Genomic DNA, 22102 nt, shown 5'->3' on the forward strand with positions numbered 1-22102 from the left:
CTGGTCGTGGCAACGGCTAACCGTATAATGCCTGCCACTTGCACAGCATTCACAACGGATTGGTCATGACTCAACAGCAACCTATCGCCGTACTGGGTGGTGGCAGCTTCGGCACCGCCATCGCGAACCTGCTGGCGCAGAATGGGCATCGCGTTCTGCACTGGATGCGCGATCCCGTGCAGGCTGAAGCCATTCGCACCCACCGCGAAAACCCGCGCTACCTCAAGGGCGTCAAGGTGCTCGACGGTGTGGAGCCAACCACCGACCTGCCCGCGGCACTCAAGGCCTGCGAGCTGGCGTTCGTGGCGCTGCCGTCCAGCGCGCTGCGGCAAGTGCTGCAGCCGGTGGCCGGGCTGTTGGCCGGCAAGCAGCTGGTCAGCACCACCAAGGGCATCGAGGCACAGACCTTCAAGCTGATGAGCGAGATCATCGAGGAGGTCGCTCCCCAGGCGCGCATCGGCGTGCTCTCCGGGCCGAACCTGGCCAAGGAGATCGCCGCGCATACGCTGACCGCCACCGTGGTGGCCAGCGAGGACGAGGCGCTGTGCCGTACCGTGCAGGAGGTGCTGCACGGGCGCACCTTCAGGGTCTACGCCAGTGCCGATCGCTTTGGCGTCGAGCTGGGCGGGGCGCTGAAGAATGTCTACGCGATCATTGCCGGCATGGCCGCAGCGCTGGGCATGGGCGAGAACACCAAGAGCATGTTGATCACCCGGGCCCTGGCGGAAATGACCCGCTTCGCCGTGCACCTGGGTGCCAACCCCATGACCTTCCTGGGCCTCGCCGGGGTGGGCGATCTGATCGTCACCTGTTCGTCGCCGAAAAGTCGCAACTATCAGGTCGGCTTCGCCCTGGGTGAGGGCCTGAGCCTGCAGGAGGCCGTCGAGCGCCTCGGCGAAGTGGCCGAAGGCGTCAACACCATCAAGGTGCTCAAGGCCAAGGCCGAGGAGCTGCAGGTGTACATGCCTCTGGTGGCGGGGCTTCATGCCATCCTGTTCGAAGGGCGGACCCTCGATCAGGTGATCGAGGCGTTGATGCGCGCCGAGCCCAAGACCGATGTCGACTTCATTCCAGCCACGGGTTTCTGAGGACAAACGTTATGAGTGATCACACCAAGGGCGAGCCCATCGGCCTGCGCATCGTCTGGATGCTGCTATTCCTGTTCGTCTGGCAACTGGCCGAACTGCTGCTGGCCGGCGTCGTGCTGCTGCAACTCATCTATCGCCTCGTGTATGGCGCGCCGAATGCCGGCCTGCTGAGCTTTGGCGACAGCCTCAGCCAGTACCTGGCACAGATCGGCCGCTTTGGCACCTTCAATAGCGAAGCCAAGCCCTGGCCGTTCGCCGACTGGCCGGCTCCCCGCCCGCCGCAGGGCGAGGCGCTGCACAGCGTGCCGCCAGGCGACGATGAACCGAAGCCATGAGCAATCGCCTATGAAGCTCTGGTTGCTGCGCCACGGGCAAGCTCAGGCCCAGGCGCGTTCCGATGCACAGCGTGAGTTGACGCCCTACGGTCGCGAGGAGGTGCTGCAGTCGCTCGAGCATCTGCGCGGTTGCGCCCTCGACACGATCTTCGTCAGCCCCTACATACGCGCGCAGCAGACAGCTGCATTGGTCGTTGCCGGGCTCGCCTTGCAATGCCCGCTACAGACCGTTGCCTGGCTGACGCCGGACAGCGATCCCCGTGACAGCCTGGCAAAGTTGCAGCGCCTGGCGGGTGATAACGTGCTGCTGGTTTCCCACCAGCCCTTTATCGGCGCGCTGGGCGGTTTGCTGGTGCATGGCCATCGGCAGCAACCACTTGCCATGCATACCGCCAGCCTGGCGCTGCTGGAAGGCGAAGACCTGCTGGCCGGGCTGATGAATTTGCAGCTGTTGGCGCACCCTGAGCAGCACTGATCGGGCTGCAGGGCGCCGCCATGGCTGGCACGCTCAGCCGAGCTTGCGCCTGCCAACCCCCATAACAACAAGGATTGACCATGAGCCTCTGGCGCCAGACCCCCAACCTCGATGACCTCAACGCCGCGCAGCGCAACACCATTGGCGAGTTGCTGGATATCCGTTTTGAAGCATTCGATGAGCAGTCCATCACGGCCAGCATGGCCGTCGACGCACGTACGCACCAGCCCTACGGCCTGCTGCACGGCGGTGCCTCGGTGGTGCTGGCGGAAAGCCTGGGTTCTACCGCCAGCTACCTGTGCATCGACACGCAGAAATTCTACTGCGTGGGGCTCGAGGTCAATGCCAACCACCTGCGGGGCCTGCGTTCCGGGCGCGTTACCGCGGTCGCCCGGGCTGTGCACCTGGGCCGCACCACCCATGTATGGGACATTCGCCTCAGCGGGGATGACGGCAAGACCAGCTGCATTTCGCGCCTGACCATGGCCATCGTGCCGCTCGGCAGCCAATCGTCGCAGCCGTAGTCGATGCTTTCACTCCCGTGGCGCTCGGTACTTGGCCGGAGCGTCGTCCTTCCTGACCGTTACGGGCGTTGCCGCCCGCAGCGGGCAGGCTGACAATCCCAGCATTGCCGGCCATCAGCGCGACTGCCATGTCCCAGCTCATTTTTTTCGCCCATGCCAACGGATTTCCCTCGGCCACCTACCGCAAGCTGTTCGCGGCGCTGGCGCCGGAGTATCAGGTGCAGCACCTGGCGCAGCATGCCCACGACCCTCGCTTTCCGGTGAACGACAGCTGGAGCAACCTGGTCGACGAGCTGCTCCACCACCTCGAACAATGCGCCGAACCGGTGTGGGGAGTAGGGCACTCCCTGGGCGGGGTGCTGCATTACCATGCGGCGCTCCGCCGGCCGGACCTGTACCGCGGGCTGGTAATGCTCGACTCGCCGGTGCTCAGTCGCGCCGATCAACTGGTGATTCAGGCGGCCAAGCGCTTTGGCCTGATCGACCGCCTCACCCCAGCCAGGCGCACGCTGGGGCGGCGCGAGGCCTTTGCCGACGTGCCGGAGGCGCGTCGTTATTTCGCCGAGCGCGCGCTGTTCAGCCGTTTCGACCCCGAGTGCCTGGATGCCTACGTCGAACATGGCCTGCACCCTCACGAAGACGGCCTGCGCCTGCGTTTCGAAGCGGCGACCGAAATCAGCATCTACCGCAGCGTTCCCCATACCAGCCCGGGGCGGCCGCAAGAGCTGCAGGTGCCGCTGGCACTGGTAAAAGGCGCCGAGAGCCGTGTGGTACTGGCTCACCATGGGCGGATGGCGCGCCGCGCGCCGCGTGGCGAATTCCTGGTAATGCCCGGCGGCCACATGTTTCCCCTCGAACACCCGGATGCCACCGCGCAGCTGATTCGCCGTTTGTTCACCCGCTGGCAGCAACCTCGCGAGAGCATGCAGTGACCGTTACCCCTCAAGAGCTACGTTTACGCCTGGCGCATATCGAGCTGGCCGCTCAGGTGCATGGCCCGGCCGATGGCAGGCCGGTGATCGCCTTGCATGGCTGGCTCGACAATGCAGCGACCTTCGCGCGCCTGGCGCCTAAGCTTGAGGGGCTACGCATCGTCGCCCTGGATCTTGCCGGCCATGGCCATTCAGAGCATCGCCCAGCTGGCGGCGGTTACGCCCTGTGGGACTACGTGCACGATGTGCTGCTGGTTGCCGAACAGCTTGGTTGGCCGCGCTTCAGTCTGCTCGGGCACTCCATGGGCGCCATCGTTTCGGTGATGCTGGCAGCCACCTTCCCAGAGCGCGTGCAGCGCCTGGCGTTGATCGATGGGCTGGTGCCACCGACCGTCGAGGCCGATGCTGCGGTCGCCACGCTGGCCGAGGCGCTGCGTGGGCGTCTGACGCTGAGTGCCAAGCGCAAACCGCTGTATCCCAGTCTCGAGCGGGCCGCCCAGGTGCGCCAGCGCGGCGTCGGCCATGTCAGTTACCAGGCTGCCCGGTTGCTGGCGCAACGTGGACTGATGCAGGTGGAGGGCGGCCTGACCTGGCGCACCGATAGCCGCCTGACCTTGGCCACGCCCTTGCGCCTGACCGGCGCCCAGGTGCAGGCGTTCGTCACTGCGCTGAACTGTCCGACCCGCCTGGTGCTGGCCGAGCAAGGCCTCCTGGCGCAGCGTGATGGTTTGCACGAGTTGCTGGCGCAGACGCCGATCGCGGTCGAACGCCTGCCTGGCGGTCATCACCTGCATCTGGATGACGAGCGGGGCGCGCAACTGGTAGCAGACTGTTTCAATCCATTTTTGAGTGCGCCTTGACGGCCCGTTGCAACTGGGGAAAGGTGTCGGGCACTGCCATGGAGATCTGCATGACCGACCTGTATACCGTCGCGCCGGATGCGCTGCCCGTTGAATTCGCCTGCCCGCTGATGCCTCTCGCTGCTGGGATAAGTGGGGCTGCATGCGTCTGAGGTATCTGTTTGCGCTGCTGGTGTTCAGCCCGCTGGCCAGTGCCGACGTGGCGGGTAGTCGTGATCTCGATGTGTTGCCGCGGTTCCCCGGAGCCGAGATCGTCCGTTTCAACGAGCAGGCCGAGCAGGAGCGTGTCTACCCGCAAGGCACCGTCCGCCGTATCAGCGGACGCCTGCGTTACGAGCGTGAAGTGCTGGTTCAGGGGGCGCTGACCGCCGTTACCTACGAGCTGCCGCGCACCCACAGTGCCAACGAAGTGTTTGCCGAGGCGCGCCAAGCGCTGCAGGACCAGGATGCACAACTGCTCTACTGGTGCCAGGGCCGTGAGTGCGGCTCCAGCAGCCTGTGGGCCAATTCGGTATTCGGATATTCGACCCTGTATGGCTCCGACGACCAGCAGGCCTACGCCTTGTTGCGCCTGGCCGAGCCACGCCAGGACAGCCTCGTGGCGCTGTACAGCATTACCCGTGGCAATCGCCGCGCCTACCTGCATGCCGAATTGCTGAAGGCCGACGAGGCCCTGGCGAAAGTGCTGCCAACCCCGGCCACCCTGGCGCGGCAGCTCAAGAGCACCGGCGAGCTGCGCCTCCCCGAGCAGGATGAACCACGCCCGCAATGGACCGAGCTACTGGCACGCAGTCTCAACCTGGACAGCACCCTGCGCGTCAGCTTGTCTGGCGCCAACGCCGAAGCCTGGCGTGAGGCGCTGATCGAGGAGCGGGTCAGGGCCGCGCGCCTGGAAATCGGCGAGAGCAGTGGCGACGGTTTGCGGATCGACGTGATACGTTGAGCGCGCCCGTGCCACGGGCCTGAGTCTGGTTTGCTGGAAGTCCTGAAAAATGCCGAATAACGACCGCTTGCTGGTGCAGATCCTGCTACTGGGCTTGCTGGGTGCCAGCCTATGGGTACTGGCGCCATTCTGGTCAGCGCTGTTCTGGGCTGCCGTATTGTCCTTCGCCAGCTGGCCGGTCATGCGCTGGCTGACACGCGTGCTCAAGGGGCGGCAGTCGGTTGCCGCTGGGTTGCTGACCGGGTTGTGGATCGTGCTGGTGGCGGTGCCACTGGTGATGCTGGGCTTCAACCTCGCCGACCATATTCGTGATGCCACCGCGATGATCAAGGACTTTCAGGTCGATGGCCTGCCGCCACCGCCTGGCTGGCTGGCATCGGTGCCCCTGGTCGGCGGCCGCTTGGTGAGCATCTGGGAAACCCTGGATCAGCAAGGTTCGGCGCTGTTCGCCACGGTGCAGCCGTACCTCGGGCAGGTGGGCAACTTCCTGCTGGTGCGCAGCGCCAAGATCGGCGGCGGCATTCTCGAACTCGCGCTGAGCCTGATCCTGGTGTTCTTCTTCTACCGCGATGGCCCGCGTCTGGCGGCTTTCGTCGAAAGCCTGCTCGAAAGGCTGATCGGTGATCGGGCCCAGCATTACCTCGAACTGGTCGCCGGTACCGTGCAGCGGGTGGTCAATGGGGTGATCGGTACCGCGGTGGCGCAGGCACTGCTGGCCTATATCGGCTTCATGATCGCCGGCATTCCCGGCGCCTTGCTGCTGGGCCTGCTGACCTTCGCCTGCAGCCTGATCATGGTGCCGCCCCTGGTCTGGGGCCCGGCGGTGGGCTGGCTGATCTGGCAGGGCGAGATCGGCATGGCGATCTTCTTGGGCATCTGGGGCTTCTTCATCATCAGCGGCGTGGACAACATCCTCAAGCCATACCTGATCAGCCGCGGCGGCAACCTGCCGCTGGTGGTGGTGCTGCTCGGCGTGTTTGGCGGCATTCTGGCCTTTGGCTTCATGGGCCTGTTCCTGGGGCCGACCCTGCTGGCGGTGGCCTACAGCCTGCTCAGCGACTGGGTCGCGCACAAGGCGCCGGCCGGGCTGCCGCCGCGCGAAGAGCGCTCGCCACCGTTGTGATGCCGCGGCGGCCTCAACGGTCGCCGCGTTCGTACTTGTCGAGGGTGTCGCGGGCTATCTGCCGGCCCAGCATGATCAGCTCCGGCGCCTTGTAGAATTCGAAGAAACGGCACACCCGCTTGGGCACGTTGATCAGGATATCCGGCGGGTAGCCGGCGATCTTGTACTGCGAGAGCGAGGTCTGCATCACCTCGAAACTCTGGTTGATCAACTCCAGCAGCGAGGCCGGCCCGGCCATGTGGGCGACCCGCGAGCCGCTGGCCGATTTGGGCGCGCTGTCGCCCTGGGGTGCGGCAGCGGGTTGCTGGCCATGGGGATCCACCGGCTCCTGCAGCCACAGGTCGGGTTGGCGCGGCACTGCCGGTTCGGTTACTTCCAGCAGCAGCGGATCGTCCTCGCCGCCCTTGCGGCGCAGGGATGGCAGGTGCGAACCCAGGGAGGTCATGATCTGATCGAAACGCCCCTTCATGGCCGCCGGCCGCTCGATGACAGGCAATTGGTAATGCTGCTGATGCGCCGAGTTGAGGTTGACGGCGATGATCAGGTCGCAGTGGCTGGACACCACCGGCACGATCGGCAGCGGATTGAGCAGGCCGCCGTCGACCAGCATGCGCTTGCCCTGGATCACCGGCGTGAACAGGCTGGGAATCGCCGCCGAGGCGCGCATCGCCTGGTGCAGGCAACCTTCCTGGAACCAGATTTCCTGCTGGTTGGTGAGGTCGGTGGCCACCGCCGTGAAGGGAATGTTCAACGACTCGATGTTGATTTCGCCGACGATGTCGCGAATCCGCCCGAAGACCTTTTCCCCGCGTATCGCCCCCAGGCGAAAGCTGACATCCAGCAGACGCAGCACATCGAGGTAATCCAGGCTCTGGGTCCAGTCGCTGTAATCCTTGAGCTTGCCGGCCGCATAGATACCGCCGACCACCGCACCCATGGAGCAACCGGCGATGCAGCCTATCTCGTAGCCGCGAGCTTCCAGCTCTTCTATCACACCGATGTGCGCATAACCGCGCGCACCACCGGACCCCAGCACCAAGGCTACTTTCTTGCTCATCCAACCCTCCTCGATACGCCGCACCTGTCAGAACCTATTTTGCGTTCTGCCGCACGTCGATAGTGGCACTTTTTCTCTAGCCTATCGTCTTAATCAACACCGGTGACCTGATTGCCGGCCAACCTCTGGAGTATGCGACATGAAAGCCTGGATTCTCTTACCGATTGCGCTGTTGGCGGGCTGCTCAGCGACCACCTCTTACCGTGACAGCTGCGCGACTCAACTCGACGCGGCCTGGCAGGAGCTCGACCTCGCCAAAGCCGAAGGTTTCGCCGGTACGGTCAGCTACTCCAAGGCTGCCTCGCTGATGACTGCCGCGAAAACCCAGCAGCAGTTCGAGGCCTATCGCGGCTGCACCAACAAGTCCGAGAAAGCGCGCTTCTACATTCGTGAGTCCCGCGCAGGCCGCTGAGGGCGCACTGCAGTAAGCTTGCGGCAACCTGAATACCGGAGATCGCAATGCTGCTCGATTTCGCTGACCTGACCCCGCTGGACCGTTACCGCTGGCTCGCCGCAACCGTCACACCCAGGCCCATCGCCTGGGTGTCGAGCATTTCCAGGGAAGGGGTGACCAATCTGGCCCCCTTCAGCTTCTTCCAGGTGATCAGCGATGAGCCGGCCACCTTGATGGTCAACGTCGGCACCCGTGACGACGGCGCACTGAAAGACACCCTGCGCAATGCCCAGGAAACCGGCGAGCTGGTCATTCACCTGGTGGCGTTCGCGCAAGCCGACGCCATGAATGCCAGCGCGGCGCTGCTGCCGCACAGCACCAGCGAATTCGTTCATTGTGGTATCGACTCGATAGCCAGCAGCCGCGTTGCGCCGCCGCGGGTAAAGGGGGCCGCCGTGGCGTTCGAGTGCCGGGTGGCGCAGATCATGGGTTATCCGCAGGGCAAGCCCAACCATCACCTGATCTTTGCCGAAGTGCTGCTGGCGCATATCAGTGACGAAGTGCTCAACGAGAAAGGCCGTATCGACCCGCAGCGCCTCGACCTGGTCGGGCGTTTGGGGGGCACGGCCTACAGCCGCACCCGTGACACCTTCGACCTGCAGCGCCCCTAGTGATCTACCAGTACAGCTCGATACGCGAGCGCGGGGCGCCCTCGTCCAGCCGGGTGCTGGCTTGCGCCAGGGCCTCGCGATCGACCTGCAGGTCGGCGTTCTGATAACGGATGCGGTAGCCGTCCCGGCAATCATGGTTGGTCAGCAGCAGCGTTGCCTGCTCGGTGCTGCTGTCCACCTGGCAGGCACTGTGTACGGTCAGGCGGATACCCACTTCACCGCCCGCCATCTCGGCCACACCCGGGGTGCTTGCCAGCAGCCCGGCGAAGAGCAGTGCGAGGCGGGGGAGCGAGTAGCGAGACGAGGTGTTCATGATGACTGTCCTGCTGGCGCCGTCGCCAGTCTGAAGGCACGCCGATTCTAGCAATCGGCGCTCAGTGATGGCGATGTGCGATCGTCGGTTTGTCTTGTTCGCCGACGGCCGGCGATATCCTGAAAGCGACATTGCCTTAGCTAAAAGCACCTGCTGGCGGGTTGCTGGCTTGTCGCCATTAGTCACGTGCATCACTGTTGCCGCTTGGAGGGCTCCTGCCCAGCACGAGAGGGTCGGCAATGGTTTCTCTTCGCGCACTGGCCAGCCTGTCAACGGCGGTCAAATTGTCCCTGGGGTTCGGTGTGGTGTTGGTGCTTACCCTGGTGGTGGCGGCCACCGGGTTTTTCGCCCTGCGTGACGTGGGCGCCAGGTTTTCCCTGCTCGAACGATTCAGCGATATCAATGATCGCGTCGCGCACATGCGCCGCACCGAACAGGCCTTCATCATCACGGGCGATGCGGCGCAGACCCAGCGTCTGCACGAGCAGGCGCAAGCGCTTCGCGAGCAGGTGCAACAACTGCACGAGCAGGTTGCCGGTAGCGAGCGTGAGGCGTTGCAGCAGGTCGATGCGGACATTGCCGAATACGTGCAGGTGTTCGATCGCTACGTGGAACAGAGCGACAACATGCGCCTGTCGCTGGATGCCGCGAAATGGCTGGTGGTCGGCGCCGCCAATAGCCTGGATTTGCTCAAGGATGGGCTTGCCGAAGACGGCGTCTATGCCCTCAAGGAGAGCCAGGGCAACCAAGGCGGCGAGGCCGTCACCCAGGCCGGCCAGATCGGCAAGGTGCATGTGCTGCTCCTGCAGGCGCTGGAGCAGGCGCGGGTGCTCCTGGAAAACAGCCGCAGCAGCGGCGAAGTGCCGAGCACCAGCATCCAGGAAGCGCTCGATGCGCAGGCCCAGGCGGCTCAGCTGCGCGACGCGCTGGGTGATCCGGGCTACCGTTCGGTGCTGGCCGAAGTGGTCGGCAACATCGATTCCTTCAACCAGCGGTTGCAGGAATATACCGGGCTGCTGCAACAGCAACAGCAGGAGCACGCCCAGCTGGTCGAGCGGGCAGACAAGGTGGTCGAGCGGGTCAGCCAGACCTATGCCCAGCAGAACGACGCGCTGCACAGCCTGGTGCGCAGCAGCGCACTGTTGATTCTGGTGGCCGCCACCGCCGCCTTGCTGGTCGGCCTGCTGGCGACGCTGATCATCACCCGGGTGATCGTGCGACCGCTCAAGCAGGTGACCGCCGTGGCCCAGCGCATCGCCGCCGGTGACCTGAGCGGCGAGATCGCGGTGCAGCGCAGCGATGAGATCGGCCAGCTGCTGCTTGCCATGCAAGGCATGTCGCGGGACCTGCGCAGCATGGTCGGGCGCCTGCAGGATGGCGTGGCGCAGCTCTCCAGCTCGGCGCAGACGCTGTCGTCGGTCACCGAGCAGGCGCGTCAGGGCGTCAGTGGCCAGAAAGAGGAAACCGATCAGGTGGCGACCGCGATCACCCAGATGGCGGCGACCGTTCATGAAGTGGCGCAGAACGCCGAACAGGCCGCAGCCGCAACCGTTCAGGCCGATTCGCGGGTCGCGGCAGGCAGCCAGGTGGTACGCGACACCCTGCAACGGATCGAGCAACTGGTCGCGGCCATGGCCGTGACCCGGCAAGGTATCGAACAGCTCAGCGCCGACACCCGCAATATCGACGCGGTGCTGGACGTGATCAAGAGCGTGGCGCAACAGACCAACCTGCTGGCCCTCAACGCGGCGATCGAGGCAGCGCGGGCGGGCGAGCAGGGGCGCGGGTTCGCGGTGGTCGCCGACGAGGTCCGTGCGCTGGCGCGGCGTACGCAGCAGTCCACCGAGGAAATCGAAGGGTTGCTGGGCACCTTGCGTGCGGGCGCCACCCGTTCCGTTGCCGATATGCGCCAGAGCGACGAACTGGTCGAGCAGGTGGTGCACGACGCCCGGCATACCCAGCAGGCCCTGGCGGGTATCGCCGATGCCGTAGCGGTGATCCACGGCATGAACCAGCAGATCGCCGCCGCCGCCGAACAGCAGACCGCCGTGGCCGAGGACATCAACCGCAGTGTCACGTCGATTCGCGACCTGGGCGAGCAGTCCGCTGCCGCCATGGAGGAAAACGCCGGCTCCAGCCAGCAACTGGCGACGCTGGGCCGAGAACTGCAGGGCATGGCCGCGCATTTTCGCCTCTAGATCGCGCTGCGTTGCGGCTTTCGCCGTTTCGCTGGCGGGCCTGGGCCTGGTGCACAGTTTCGTCAGCAAACATTACGTAACGCTTTGCCCGCCGCGCTCCGGTCAGTAGCATCAGGCCACTTGCATGAGGAGTGGACGATGCACACGAAACTGGACGCCTGCCTGGATACCATCAACCAGGTGCTGCTCGGCAAGGAGGCGCAGGTGCGCCTGGCGCTGACCTGTCTGCTGGCCCGCGGTCACCTGTTGATCGAGGATCTGCCCGGCATGGGCAAGACCACCCTCAGCCATGCCCTGGCCAAGGTGCTGGGGCTGAGCTTCCAGCGCATCCAGTTCACCTCCGACCTGCTGCCGGGCGATATTCTCGGCACCTCGGTGTTCGACAAGGACAGCGGGCAGTTCCTGTTCCACCCCGGCCCGGTGTTCGCCGAGCTGGTGCTGGCGGACGAGATCAACCGCGCCACGCCGAAAAGCCAGAGCGCGCTGCTCGAGGCCATGGAGGAGGGGCAGGTGACCATCGAAGGCGCGACCCGTCCGCTGCCCGATCCCTTCTTCGTTATCGCCACCCAGAACCCGATCAGCCAGAGCGGCACCTTTGCACTGCCGGAATCTCAGCTGGACCGTTTTCTGATGCGCCTGTCGCTGGGTTATCCGGCTCGCGCTGCGGAAAAAGCCCTGCTGCTGGGCGAGCCGCGTCGCTCGGTGCTGCCGACCCTGGACGCCGTACTCAATCACGCGGAGTTGGCCAAGCTGCAGGCCGAAGTGCCCAAGGTGCGCGTCAGTGATGCCCTGGTCGACTACGTGCTGCGCCTGGTCGAAGCCACACGTACCCAGCCACAGTTCGCCTGGGGCTTGTCGCCACGCGGCAGCCTGGCGCTTTTGGCGGCAGCCCGCGCCTGGGCGCTGCTGGCCGAACGCGATTACGTCATTCCCGAGGACGTGCAGGCGGTACTGCCCTCCGTGGCCGGGCACCGCCTGCGTGATCAGGCGGACCCGGCCGGGCATGGCGGCGGCGCCCTGGTGCAATGGTTGCTGCGCGAGGTGCCGGCGCTTTGACCGGCGCCTTCAGGATGCGCTGGGATCGCTGGCTGGCCAGGCGTATTCCCGCGGCCTCCAGCGTTCAGCTCAACCAGCGGCGGATCTTCATCCTGCCGACCCGGGTGGGCGTGGCGTTTCTCGGCGCCTTGCTGGTGATGCTGCTGGCCGCCATCAACTACCAGAACAGCCTGGCGTATGGGCTGACCTTTCTGCTCGGCTCGGTATTCGTGGTGACCATCCTGCACACCTACCGCAACCTGGCCGGGCTGGTGCTGCATGCCGGCGGCGTCGGCGCGGTATTCGCAGGCGAGGCGGCGCGCCTGCGGGTGCGCCTGGAAAGTCGCGGCCGGGCCCACGAAGCCATCGCCCTGGGTTGGCCGCCTGCTGACCTGGCGCAGCAGGATGTTGCGGTGCAGGGCTCGGTGGAGTGCGAGTTGGGCCTGCAAACCCTGCGCCGCGGCTGGCTGCATCCCGGTCGTTTGCGGGTGGAGAGCCGCTTCCCGCTGGGCCTGTTGGTCGCCTGGAGCCATGTCGACCTTGACCAGGCCGTGCTGGTGTACCCGCGCCCGCTGGAGGGCGAGCTGCCGTTGGCGGCTGCTGGCCGGGAGGGTGACGAGCAGGCAGGGCTGGTCACGCACGGGCAGGGCAGTGACGACTTCCAGGGGCTGCGTACCTACCAGCCGGGCGATTCGCGCAAGCGTCTGCACTGGAAGGCGTATTCACGGGGCCAGGGTTTATTGGTCAAGGATTTTGCTGCCCAGAGCGGCCGCGATTTGCTGCTGGATTTCGACGTGCTCGGCGGTGACCTGGAAAGCCGCCTGTCGCTGCTCTGTCACTGGGTGCTGGTGCTTTCCGAGCGCCAGCAACCCTTTGCCTTGAGGCTGCCGAACGAGTCGTTGCCAGTGGCCATTGGCGAGCGGCATCGCGAGCAGTGCTTGCGTGCGCTGGCGCTGCATGGCGGTGGGGCATGAGCAGCGTCGCCGGCATCCCGCGCATCAGTCTGACCTGGCTGCTGGTCGCCCAGGCGCTGGTCATCCTGCCGCACGCCTTGCACCTGCCGTTATGGGTGATCGGCCTGTGGCTGGGCTGTGCGCTGTGGCGCATCCAGATCTTCCGCATGCGTGCCGGCTACCCCAGCCTCGTCGTGCGCATCGGCCTGATCGCCCTGGCGGCGGCGGGGGTGTTGTTGTCCCGCGGTACCCTGGTCGGGCTGGATGGCGGGGTGCTGCTGCTGGTCGCGGCGTTCACCCTCAAGTTGCTGGAAATGCGCAGTCGCCGCGACGCGCTGGTGGTGATCTTCCTCGGCTTCTTCGTGGTGGTCACCGCCTATCTGTTCGATGACGGCATGCTCGTCGCGCTGTTCAGCCTGCTGCCGGTATGTGCCTTGCTGGCCGCGTTGATCGGCTTGCAGCAGAGCGGCACGGCGACCCGCCCCTGGCGCACGCTGCGCCTGTCGGCCAGCCTGTTGCTGCAGGCACTGCCCTTGATGCTCTTGCTGTTCCTGTTCTTCCCGCGCCTCGGGCCACTGTGGTCGTTGCCGGTACCCAACGAGCGCGGCGCGGTCACCGGGCTGGCTGACAGCATGGCGCCCGGTGATATCGCCGAGCTGACACGTTCCGGGGAACTGGCCTTTCGTGCCAGCTTCGAGGGCCGGGTGCCGGCGCGTAACGAGTTGTACTGGCGCGCGCTGACGCTCGAGCATTACGATGGCCGGCGCTGGTCGCAGTCGCCTGGCGAGCAATTCTCGCCGGCGCCGCAGTGGCAACCGCGCGGCGAGGCGCTGCGTTACAGTGTGGTGATGCAACCGACCACGCGGCCCTGGCTGTTCGCCCTCGATGTGGCCCGGACTGATTTGCAGGGCACGCGACAAATGAGTGATTTTCGCCTGCAGCGCAACCGCCCGGTGGATCGTGCGCTGCTTTACGACGTCAGCTCCTGGCCCGATGCGCTACGTGAGCCGCAGTTGCCAAACAACAGGCTGCAGGCGTTGCTGCGCCTGCCGCCTGAGGGCGATGCGCGCAGCCGCGCCTGGGCCCGGGAATTGCGCAGCCAATATCCCCGGGATGAGCAGTTGGTCGGGGCGCTGCTCAGCCATTTCAATCGCCAGCCCTACGTCTATACCCTGACCCCGGTGCCCCTGGGCACCAATGCCATCGACGAATTCCTGTTCGATACGCGCAGCGGTTTTTGCGCGCACTACGCTGGCGCCATGACCTTCGTGCTGCGCGCGGCCGGCATTCCCAGTCGCGTGGTGGCCGGGTACCAGGGCGGTGAACTCAGTGGCAATGGCAGCGACCTGCAGGTTCGTCAGTTCGATGCCCATGCCTGGGTCGAGTACTGGCAGCCGGGCAAGGGCTGGACGCGTGTTGATCCGACTTTCCAAGTCGCCCCCGAGCGTATCGAGCAAGGGCTCGAGCAAGCACTGGCAGGTGAGCAAAGCTTTCTTGCCGACTCACCCTTTTCACCGTTGCGCTATCGCAATCTGACCTGGCTCAACGAGCTGCGTCTGGCCTGGGACGACCTTAACTACGGCTGGCAGCGCTGGGTGCTGGGCTATCAGGGCGCGCAACAGTTCGAACTCCTGCAGCGCTGGTTCGGCCAGGTCGACGCCGGTCGGCTGGTGCTCGCCCTGGTGGGTGGAGGTGGCGTCTTGCTGGGCTTGCTCGCGCTGTGGCTGTTCAAGCCCTGGCGGGTCGAGCGTGACCCCGCGCTGCGCCTCTTTCGACGCTTCGAGCAACTGTTGGCCCAGCACGGCGTGCAGCGCCATGCGGGCGAGGGGCCACGGGTCTTCGCCCAGCGTGCTGGCGAGGCACTGCCTGCCCAGGCACAAACCATTCACGCCTTCGTGCAGGCCTTCGAAGCGCAGCGTTACGCGGGGCAGAACATTTCCCCCCAGGCGCTGCTCCAACAGCTGAACGCGCTACGCCGCCAATTGCCCTGGCGCTGGAGCCGATCCCCTTGAACGGTTATTCAGGAGTTCCGTGATGAGTGGTTTTGTCGGTACGTTGCGCAGCGAAGTGCTGCGCCTAGAGATTGCGCTCTATGCCTGTCGCGAGCGTCTGCAGGCGCAGACCGATGACGAGGCGTTGCATGATCTGCGGGTCTGCCTGCGCCGCTTGCGCAGCCTGCTCAAGCCGCTCAAGGGCGCTGCCGGGAGTGATCCGTTGCAGCAGCGAGCCGCCGAGCTCGGGCGCCTGACGGGCCCACTGCGGGACCTGGAGGTGCTGATCGGCACCTTGCGCGCCAGCGGTGAGCACGCCGCCGCGCAGCGACGCCTGGCGCAGCGCCGCAAGGGCGATGCGCTGGTGCTGAACAGCCGCGCGTTGCCGGCGCTGTTCCGCGCCCTGGGCGAGTGGCCTCGGGAGCTGGCTGCCCAACAGGCGAGTGGTGAACTCGATGATTTGCACAAGCAGGTACGGCGCTACCTGCGCAAGCAGCTTGCCAAGCTGGTCGAGGCCCTGGGCGATGCCGAGCATGATCGCCACCGCGTGCGCCTGCTGATCAAGCGTGTGCGTTACACCGCCGAGGCCTATCCGCAGCTTTCGCCGCTGTCGGCTGCGCAACTGAAGCTGCTCAGGAAGGGGCAGGCGGTGCTCGGTGATTGGCACGACCACCTGCAGTGGCTGGCGACCGCCGAGCGCGAGCCCGATCTGCGCGGCTTCATCCCCGCCTGGCGCAACTCGATGCAGGCCGCCGAGCGCTCGGCGCAGGCCATCCAGGCACGCTTGCTGGGAGCGCTCGAGCCCCAACAATGACCGATCTGCCGCATGCGCCGGGCTCGCAGTAGCGCGACTCGTCTCTTACCATCCATAGGATGACAAGAGAGGTGAGCATGGATTTCTTCGAGCTACTGGAGCAGGTGCAACGTACACCCGAGGCGCTGTCGATTCCTGCTGACTGGGGGCAGGGCCGCGCCAGCTTCGGCGGCGTGGTGGCGGCGCTGGTCTATGCCGTGATGCGCGGCAAGGTACCAGCCGATCGCCCACCGCGGTCGTTGGCGATTACCTTCGTGGCGCCGGTGACGCCCGGCATCGCCACCAGCTTCGAGGCCGAGGTGTTGCGCGCGGGCTCGGCGGTCAGCCAGGTGCTGGGAAGGGCCGTGCAAAATGGCCAGGTGGTGGCGTTGATACAGGGCAGTTTCGGTACACCGCGCAGCTCTTCGATCAGCGTGCCGGCGCTGCCGGCACCCGCGATAAAGGCGCCCGAGCAAAGTCAGGCGTTGCCCTACATCCCCCAGGTCACCCCGGAGTTCACTCGTCATCTGGCGATGCGCTGGGGCTTGGGCGGCCTGCCGTTCAGTGCTAATCAGTCCCGGGAGATGGGCGGTTGGGTACGCTTTCGCGAGCAGCAGCGCATCGCACCCCTCGATGAAGCCCACCTGCTGGCGCTGGTCGATGCGTGGCCACCGGCGCTTTTGTCGTTGCTCGACAAGCCGGCGCCCGGCAGTTCGCTGACCTGGACCATCGAGTTCATTCAGCCACTGCACCCCATCACTTCTGACCAGTGGTGCCTGTACCGCGCCGAGATCGAGCATGCCCGTGATGGCTATGGGCATGTGGCCGCGGCGCTATGGACGGCTGATGGGCAACTGCTGGCCATCAGCCGTCAGACGGTGACGGTGTTCGACTAAGCGCTGCCCTGTTGGCGTTTCAATGCGGCCGTGGGTGAAACGTCAACCGACCCCTAGCAGTGCCTGTCTTGCCAGGGCGTAGGCGGCAATGGCGCCCAGGCCGGACAACACCAGCGAGAGGGCGCCGGAGCCGCTGCCCGCCAGCGCCAGGGATACCAGCAAGAGCGGCAGGGCAATGGCCAGCATCGGCATGTCCAGCGATTCGGTGTGACGGGCAAGGGTAGCGGTTGGCGTGCTCATGATCGGTCTCCTGCATCAGATGGAGCCAGTCTATGGGGCAGGCGCAAGGGCTGCGAATTGATCCGTGCTATACGGCAGATAGGGTTTCTACTATCTGCCGGAGGTGCCCTGGTGCTCAGGGTTTCAGCTGGTGGATGGCTCTCGACAGTTCGCCTGCCAGGTCGGCGAGCTGACTGCTGGTGGTAGCGGACGCCAGGGTCTGCTGGACGGTCTGCTCGGTGACATCACGGATGCCGATCACCGAGCGGGTCATCTCTTCGGCCACCAGGCTCTGCTGCTCGGCCGCAACGGCGATCTGCGTGTTGCTTTCGCGCATCTGCGCCACCGCGCCGGTGATTGCCGCCAGCGCCTCACCGGCCTCATGGGCGGCACGTACGCAGTCGTCGGCCTTCAACGAGCTTTCCTGCATGAACTCCACGGCATCGCGGGTGCCGGCCTGCAGCGCACCGATCATGCTGGTGATCTCGTCGGTGGAGTCCTGCACGCGCTTGGCCAGGTTGCGCACTTCATCGGCCACCACGGCGAAACCGCGGCCCATTTCGCCGGCCCGCGCTGCCTCGATGGCGGCGTTGAGGGCCAGCAGGTTGGTCTGTTCGGCAATGCCATGAATGACGTTGACCACGCGGCTGATCTTCTGGCTGTCGGCGGCCACCTGCTCGATCATGGTCGCCGTCTGCTGCACGCCGCTGGACAGGCCGGTGATGGCGTCGACCACGCGGCTGACCACGGTCTGCCCGGCGCCGGCGAGCTGGTCGGCGGCCTGTGACTGGTCACGGGTGGTGGCGGCGTGTTCGGCGATGTGGTGGACGGTGGTCGACATCTCGTTGATGGCGGTGGCGGCCTGATCGGTTTCGCTCTGCTGGCCGAGCATGCCCTGGCGCACGTCCTTCATGCCCTGCGCCAGGCGCCCGGTACCCTCGTCGAGCCGTGAAGCGGCCTGGATGACCGCGCCGACCACCCGCTGATAACCGTCCTGCATGGCGTTGAAGGCACCCGCCATCTGCCCGACCTCATCGCGGCTCTGCAATGGTACGCGGGCGGCCAGATCACCACTGTTCTCGACATGCAGCATCACATCCTTGAGGGTATTGAGGTGGCTGAGCAGGAAGCGGATCAGCAACTGCGAGGCGGCGAGCAGGGCAAGCATCAGTACCGCCACCGCCAGGGCGTAGTGTGCGGCGCGCTCGCTGAACACCTGGGCCAGGCTACGGCCAGTGGCGATGACGGCGATGCGCTGCTCGCCGCCGCGCTCGACGAGCTGCGCGCCGAGCAGCGGCTCGCTGGCGAACAGCGCCTCGTGTTCGAGGGCCACCCAGCCACGGCCGTTGCGCAGCGGCGTGGCATCTGCGTCACCGGGCAGCTCGGGCGTTTCACCGGCCCTGAAGGCGATCAGTCCGGCGCTAGCGGGCAGCGCCTGGTCGACAGGCCAGGCGGCGACCAGTTGCGCGCGCTGCTGCGCATCGGCGCGGGCGGCCTGGGCATAGGTGTCCTGTTCCTGCAGCATGGCGAACAACACCAGCAGCAGGGTGGTGACGAAGGCGACGGCATTCACCGCCCAGAACTTGTGTTTCAGGGATAGATCGCGAATCCACACGGGCATGTTCTTTTGCTCTCGACATGAATGAATTGCTGGCAAGGCGCCACTATTCTGTCACGGGCAAAATAACCATCCCTTGATATGGGTCAACCGCAGCCGACGACTCGGCTTGCCAGGACTCTGCAAGCAACGCGCCGCCTCCAGGTCAGCGGCGTCGATCCGACCCGTTCGAAGGCTCCCGGTCATCTTCCTGATCGTCGACCGCTTCGACGAGGGTCGGCAGGGCGAAGAAGGCCCGTGCGCAGGCCGTGGTGTGCCTGGCCACCTGTTCGGCGGACTCCTGGCGGTGCAGGGCCACCTCGCGCAGCACTTCGGGCAGAAACGCCGGCTCGTTGCGACCACCCTTGGGTTTCGGGCGCAGGCTGCGCGGCAGCAGGTAGGGGGCGTCGCTTTCCAGCATCAGGCGGCCGGCGGGAATCTCCTTGACCAGCGGGTGCAGGTGCGCGCCACGGCGTTCATCGCAAATCCAGCCGGTGATGCCGATGTGCAGATCCAGGTCCAGGTAGTCGAACAGCGCCCGTTGCTCGCCGGTAAAGCAGTGCACCACGGCGGCCGGCAGGCGATCACGGTAATCGCGCAGGATCTGCACGAAGCGTGGGTGGGCGTCGCGCTCATGCAGGAATACCGGCATCTGCAAGTCGGCGGCCAGGCTCAGCTGCTCCTCCAGGGCCTTTTCCTGCTGCGGGCGCGGCGAAAAATCACGGTTGAAGTCCAGCCCGCATTCGCCCACCGCCCTGACCTGTGGTTCGGCGAGCAGGGCGCGCAGGCGCTGGCTGTCGTCACTGCTCCAGTGCTTGGCGTCATGGGGGTGCACGCCGGCGGTGCTGAACAACCGCTCGGCGCGCTCGTCGAGTTTCCGGCACAGGCTCAGCGCATGGTCACTTTCGCCCAGGCTGGTGCCGGTCAGCACCAACTGGCAGACACCTGCGCCGAAGGCACGTTCGAGCACTGCCGCGTGCTGGTCGTCGAAGCTTGCGTGGGTCAGATTGACGCCGATGTCGATGAGTTGCATGGTGTGACCCTGGAAAACGAGAGGGCGCAGCATAGCAGAGCTTTTTATCACCGATAAAAAGCCAACGATTACAAAAACTTGTGGTCGATTCGTGACGTAAATTAAGAGCTGATGCTGTCTCAGTGCTGGCCATGCCGCGCCTGGCGCTGCATCTGCGAATCACCACCCCTGGCTGTCGGCCGGTTTCCCCGCTATCGGAGCATCGATATTGCGCGTCCTCCTGATCATCTGCCTGCTGCTCTGGCTGCCCTTGCCGGCGCTGGCACGTATCGCCGGGCCTCTGGAGGTCACCGGCACGGCCGCACCCCGTGACCTGCCAGGCATTCGCAAGAGCGGCGAGCTGCGGGTGCTGGTCAACCAGAGTCGCAACAGCTCGGGCGAGGTCAAGGGGCAGAGCATCGGCGTCGAGTACCAGCGTCTGCGCGCCGTGGAGCAGTACCTCAATCGCAATGCCCGAGATGGCCGCAACCTGCGCTTGAAGCTGATTCCCAAGGCCAAGGACCAGTTGCTCGCGGCCCTGCAGCGTGGCGAGGGTGATCTGGTGGCGCCTGGCGAGTTGCTCAGCAGCAAGGGCGGCAACGTGCTGGCCAGCGAAGCGATACGCCGTGACGTGCCGGTGGTGATCGTCGCCCGGCAGGGCAACCGGCGCTATCAGCGGCTCGAGCAACTGGCCGGGCGCAGCCTGTCGCTGCCGGTTGGCAGCGTGGCCAAGGAGGCGTTGCACGACATCAACCGCCGCCTCGCGGCGCGCAAGCTGCCGCCCATCGTGGTCGAGTGGGTGGACCCGACCCTGGCCGTCGAGGATGTCCTGGAAATGGTCCAGGCCGGTATCTTCGATTTCACCGCCGTGGAACTGCACATCGCCGAACGCTGGGCCAAGGTGATGCCCAAGCTGCGCGTCGACCGCCATCTGGTGCTCGACGACCAGGGCGTGATGCGCTGGTACATGCGCCGTGACGCGCCGATGCTCAGTGCCAGCGTCGACCGCTTTCTGCAAGGCTACCGGGTGCCCGATGACCAGGACGCTGCCTTCCAGCGCGTGTACCGACGGCTCTATAAAGTGCATTCGCCCATGGGGCGTACCGAGCGCCAGCGCCTCGAACGGGTGCGGCCAGTGCTGCAGCGCTACGCCGAACAGCATGATTTCGACTGGCTGGCCCTCGCCGCTCTGGCGTTCAAGGAATCGACGCTCAACCCGGCGGCCCGTGGCAGCAGCGGCGCAACCGGGCTGATGCAGATCACCCCCGCGGCGGCGCGCAGCGTTGGTGTCAGCGACATCTCGCGGGTCGAGAACAACGTGCAGGCCAGTGCCAAGTACCTTGCCAAGATTCGCCGTGGCTTTTTCAACAGCCCGCGGCTCAATGAACGCGAGCGCATGGCGTTCGTGCTCGCCGGCTACAACCTCGGCCCGCAGCGGGTGCAGAGCCTGCGCGCCGAAGCGCGGCGGCGCGGCCTCAACCCCGACCAGTGGTTTTTCCAGGTCGAGCGGGTGGCGATGGAGGAGCTGGGCATGGGCGTGGTCAGCTACGTCAACGCGGTGAACAAGTACTACCTGGCCTATGCCCGCGAGCGCTATTCCCTGGAGCCTGCGGAAAAAGTGAGTGTGCGCAAATAATCAGTTTATTCGATTATTTATAGCGGTTTTATTCGGTATTAATATTGGATATTTGAATTAATATGCCGCCATCTCACTTACACAGCACAGGATTCGCCCCATGCACCCATTCATCAAATCCCTGGTAACCACCCGCGCCGGCTTTGGCCTGACCATCCTGCGCGTGCTGGTCGGCATCACCTTCATGGCCCATGGCTCGCAGAAACTGTTTGGCTGGTTTGGCGGCTACGGCCTGGCAGGTGTCGCCCAGTGGATGGAGAGCATCGGCCTGGCGCCGGGCTACTTGATGGCGTTGATGGCCGGCAGCGCCGAATTCTTCGGCGGCGTGGCCCTGGTCATCGGCCTGCTGGTGCGGCCTGCTTCGGCGGTGCTGGCGATCACCATGCTGGTAGCGATCTTCTCGGTGCATATCGGCAATGGCTTCTTCATGGCCAACAACGGCTACGAGTTCGCCCTGGCACTGCTGGCCGCCACGCTGGCGCTGCTGGTCGAAGGCGCCGGGCGGCTGTCGCTGGACAAGCGCATCGCCGGCTGACCAGCGCGGCACGTGCGAAAGCCCGCCCATGCGGGCTTTTCTGGTTATTGACAGGCTGCTCGGCAACTCTCTAGGATTGTGACCTGCGCCGATTTAGACAGCTACTTGCGGGGCGCCTCAGGGACTTGTCAGCGAGTCTCGAAATTCCGCTAAAGCGCTGGTTCGGTGTTGCCTCTCACCGCTGCCCAGCGGGATTTTCGAGGCGGAGACAAGCACCCATGACCTGCTCCCAGGCGGCACAAATTCGTATCGTCCCCATCACCACCCGGCTGGTTCGGCGCAACCCGCGCATTCTGCTCGGTGGCGTTCACCAACCGACGCTGCTGCGCTATCTGGATGGTTGGCCCGCCCGCCGTGAAGGCCAGCGCGCCTTTCTCGTGCAGTTCGTCGAGCCGGGCGAGTCGCTGCAGCGCTTCGCCGATGACAGTTTCGACTTTGCCGTGCTGCAACGCCCCAGCGCCGAAGCGCTTGGCCAGCTGACGCGCATTGCCCGGCAGGGACTGATCACCCTGCGCTGAACGG

Annotated in this window: 24 protein-coding genes and 1 pseudogene; 20 read left to right on the top strand and 5 right to left on the bottom strand. The window is 65.5% G+C overall.

Translation table 11 applies throughout. From position 1 onward, the window contains the following. Positions 1-65 precede the first annotated feature (65 nt). The 8 genes from QYS36_RS18210 to QYS36_RS18245 all read left to right on the top strand — a co-directional run bounded on the left by QYS36_RS18210 (position 66) and on the right by QYS36_RS18245 (position 6280). On the top strand, positions 66-1088 hold the full coding sequence (locus tag QYS36_RS18210; protein WP_308840805.1) for an NAD(P)H-dependent glycerol-3-phosphate dehydrogenase: 1023 nt from the start codon (positions 66-68) through the stop codon (positions 1086-1088). Between the two features lie 11 nt (positions 1089-1099). Then, on the top strand, positions 1100-1423 hold the full coding sequence (locus QYS36_RS18215; RefSeq protein ID WP_308840806.1) for a DUF4389 domain-containing protein: 324 nt from the start codon (positions 1100-1102) through the stop codon (positions 1421-1423). A gap of 10 nt (positions 1424-1433) precedes the next feature. After that, positions 1434-1898, top strand: coding sequence for a phosphohistidine phosphatase SixA (gene sixA / locus QYS36_RS18220; protein WP_308840807.1), 465 nt, complete (start codon positions 1434-1436; stop codon positions 1896-1898). Between the two features lie 80 nt (positions 1899-1978). Beyond that, entirely contained in the window at positions 1979-2422 is a 444-nt protein-coding gene (locus QYS36_RS18225) for a hotdog fold thioesterase (RefSeq protein ID WP_308840808.1), read from the top strand. Positions 2423-2550: 128 nt separating this feature from the next. After that, entirely contained in the window at positions 2551-3354 is an 804-nt protein-coding gene (locus QYS36_RS18230) for an alpha/beta hydrolase (protein ID WP_308840809.1), read from the top strand. Then, positions 3351-4214: an alpha/beta hydrolase gene (locus tag QYS36_RS18235; RefSeq protein WP_308840810.1), complete on the top strand. Its 864-nt coding sequence runs from the start codon at positions 3351-3353 to the stop codon at positions 4212-4214. Before QYS36_RS18230 ends, QYS36_RS18235 begins: the two co-directional genes overlap by 4 nt. A 142-nt stretch (positions 4215-4356) precedes the next feature. Continuing rightward, positions 4357-5157 carry a DUF4892 domain-containing protein gene (locus QYS36_RS18240; protein WP_308840811.1) on the top strand — a complete coding sequence of 267 codons (801 nt, stop codon included), beginning with the start codon at positions 4357-4359 and terminating at the stop codon, positions 5155-5157. Positions 5158-5206: 49 nt separating this feature from the next. Further along, positions 5207-6280, top strand: a complete 1074-nt coding sequence (locus QYS36_RS18245; RefSeq protein WP_308840812.1) for an AI-2E family transporter — start codon at positions 5207-5209, stop codon at positions 6278-6280. 13 nt (positions 6281-6293) lie between these two features. Here QYS36_RS18245 and QYS36_RS18250 read toward each other — a convergent pair whose 3' ends face one another. Beyond that, a complete protein-coding gene (locus QYS36_RS18250) occupies positions 6294-7337 on the bottom strand; it encodes a patatin-like phospholipase family protein (protein WP_308840813.1) in 1044 nt (347 codons plus the stop codon). Between the two features lie 139 nt (positions 7338-7476). Here QYS36_RS18250 and QYS36_RS18255 point away from each other — a divergent pair, with 139 nt between their 5' ends. Further along, the gene (locus tag QYS36_RS18255) at positions 7477-7749 is read left to right on the top strand and encodes a hypothetical protein (protein WP_013791667.1); all 273 of its coding nucleotides are present in this window, start codon (positions 7477-7479) and stop codon (positions 7747-7749) included. 47 nt (positions 7750-7796) lie between these two features. Continuing rightward, positions 7797-8402 carry a flavin reductase family protein gene (locus tag QYS36_RS18260; RefSeq protein ID WP_308840814.1) on the top strand — a complete coding sequence of 202 codons (606 nt, stop codon included), beginning with the start codon at positions 7797-7799 and terminating at the stop codon, positions 8400-8402. 4 nt (positions 8403-8406) lie between these two features. Here the strand turns inward: QYS36_RS18260 and QYS36_RS18265 are convergent, their stop codons facing one another. Beyond that, positions 8407-8715, bottom strand: coding sequence for a hypothetical protein (locus QYS36_RS18265; RefSeq protein WP_308840815.1), 309 nt, complete (start codon positions 8713-8715; stop codon positions 8407-8409). Between the two features lie 626 nt (positions 8716-9341). Between QYS36_RS18265 and QYS36_RS24055 the strand changes: the two are divergent. The 7 genes and pseudogenes from QYS36_RS24055 to QYS36_RS18295 form a co-directional block, all read left to right on the top strand. Further along, positions 9342-10055: pseudogene (locus tag QYS36_RS24055) on the top strand (HAMP domain-containing protein); the annotation flags it as partial. 15 nt (positions 10056-10070) lie between these two features. Continuing rightward, positions 10071-10913: a methyl-accepting chemotaxis protein gene (locus QYS36_RS24060; protein WP_374990482.1), complete on the top strand. Its 843-nt coding sequence runs from the start codon at positions 10071-10073 to the stop codon at positions 10911-10913. A gap of 138 nt (positions 10914-11051) precedes the next feature. Then, positions 11052-11969 carry an AAA family ATPase gene (locus QYS36_RS18275; protein ID WP_308840817.1) on the top strand — a complete coding sequence of 306 codons (918 nt, stop codon included), beginning with the start codon at positions 11052-11054 and terminating at the stop codon, positions 11967-11969. Positions 11970-11983: 14 nt separating this feature from the next. Further along, positions 11984-12922 carry a DUF58 domain-containing protein gene (locus QYS36_RS18280; RefSeq protein WP_308840818.1) on the top strand — a complete coding sequence of 313 codons (939 nt, stop codon included), beginning with the start codon at positions 11984-11986 and terminating at the stop codon, positions 12920-12922. Continuing rightward, entirely contained in the window at positions 12919-14913 is a 1995-nt protein-coding gene (locus QYS36_RS18285) for a DUF3488 and transglutaminase-like domain-containing protein (protein ID WP_308840819.1), read from the top strand. The genes QYS36_RS18280 and QYS36_RS18285 overlap by 4 nt, the downstream gene beginning before the upstream one ends. 22 nt (positions 14914-14935) lie before the next feature. After that, entirely contained in the window at positions 14936-15706 is a 771-nt protein-coding gene (locus tag QYS36_RS18290; protein ID WP_308840820.1) for a CHAD domain-containing protein, read from the top strand. A gap of 77 nt (positions 15707-15783) precedes the next feature. Next, positions 15784-16581, top strand: a complete 798-nt coding sequence (locus tag QYS36_RS18295; protein WP_308840821.1) for a thioesterase family protein — start codon at positions 15784-15786, stop codon at positions 16579-16581. A 42-nt stretch (positions 16582-16623) separates the two neighbouring features. Here the strand turns inward: QYS36_RS18295 and QYS36_RS18300 are convergent, their stop codons facing one another. The 3 genes from QYS36_RS18300 to QYS36_RS18310 form a co-directional block, all read right to left on the bottom strand. Next, positions 16624-16821 carry a hypothetical protein gene (locus tag QYS36_RS18300; RefSeq protein WP_308840822.1) on the bottom strand — a complete coding sequence of 66 codons (198 nt, stop codon included), beginning with the start codon at positions 16819-16821 and terminating at the stop codon, positions 16624-16626. Between the two features lie 115 nt (positions 16822-16936). Continuing rightward, positions 16937-18421 carry a methyl-accepting chemotaxis protein gene (locus tag QYS36_RS18305; RefSeq protein ID WP_308840823.1) on the bottom strand — a complete coding sequence of 495 codons (1485 nt, stop codon included), beginning with the start codon at positions 18419-18421 and terminating at the stop codon, positions 16937-16939. A gap of 142 nt (positions 18422-18563) precedes the next feature. Then, positions 18564-19430 (bottom strand): TatD family hydrolase, encoded by an 867-nt coding sequence (locus tag QYS36_RS18310; RefSeq protein ID WP_308840824.1) that lies wholly within the window; start codon positions 19428-19430, stop codon positions 18564-18566. Between the two features lie 205 nt (positions 19431-19635). Here QYS36_RS18310 and QYS36_RS18315 point away from each other — a divergent pair, with 205 nt between their 5' ends. The 3 genes from QYS36_RS18315 (at position 19636) to QYS36_RS18325 (ending at position 22098) form a co-directional block, all read left to right on the top strand. Further along, a complete protein-coding gene (locus QYS36_RS18315; RefSeq protein ID WP_308841383.1) occupies positions 19636-21045 on the top strand; it encodes a transglycosylase SLT domain-containing protein in 1410 nt (469 codons plus the stop codon). A gap of 100 nt (positions 21046-21145) precedes the next feature. Beyond that, positions 21146-21580: a DoxX family protein gene (locus QYS36_RS18320; RefSeq protein WP_308840825.1), complete on the top strand. Its 435-nt coding sequence runs from the start codon at positions 21146-21148 to the stop codon at positions 21578-21580. A 218-nt stretch (positions 21581-21798) separates the two neighbouring features. Then, positions 21799-22098 carry a class I SAM-dependent methyltransferase gene (locus tag QYS36_RS18325; RefSeq protein ID WP_308840826.1) on the top strand — a complete coding sequence of 100 codons (300 nt, stop codon included), beginning with the start codon at positions 21799-21801 and terminating at the stop codon, positions 22096-22098. Positions 22099-22102 lie beyond the last annotated feature (4 nt).

This window comes from Pseudomonas sp. G34, from assembly GCF_031119625.1.
Lineage (GTDB): Bacteria > Pseudomonadota > Gammaproteobacteria > Pseudomonadales > Pseudomonadaceae > Aquipseudomonas.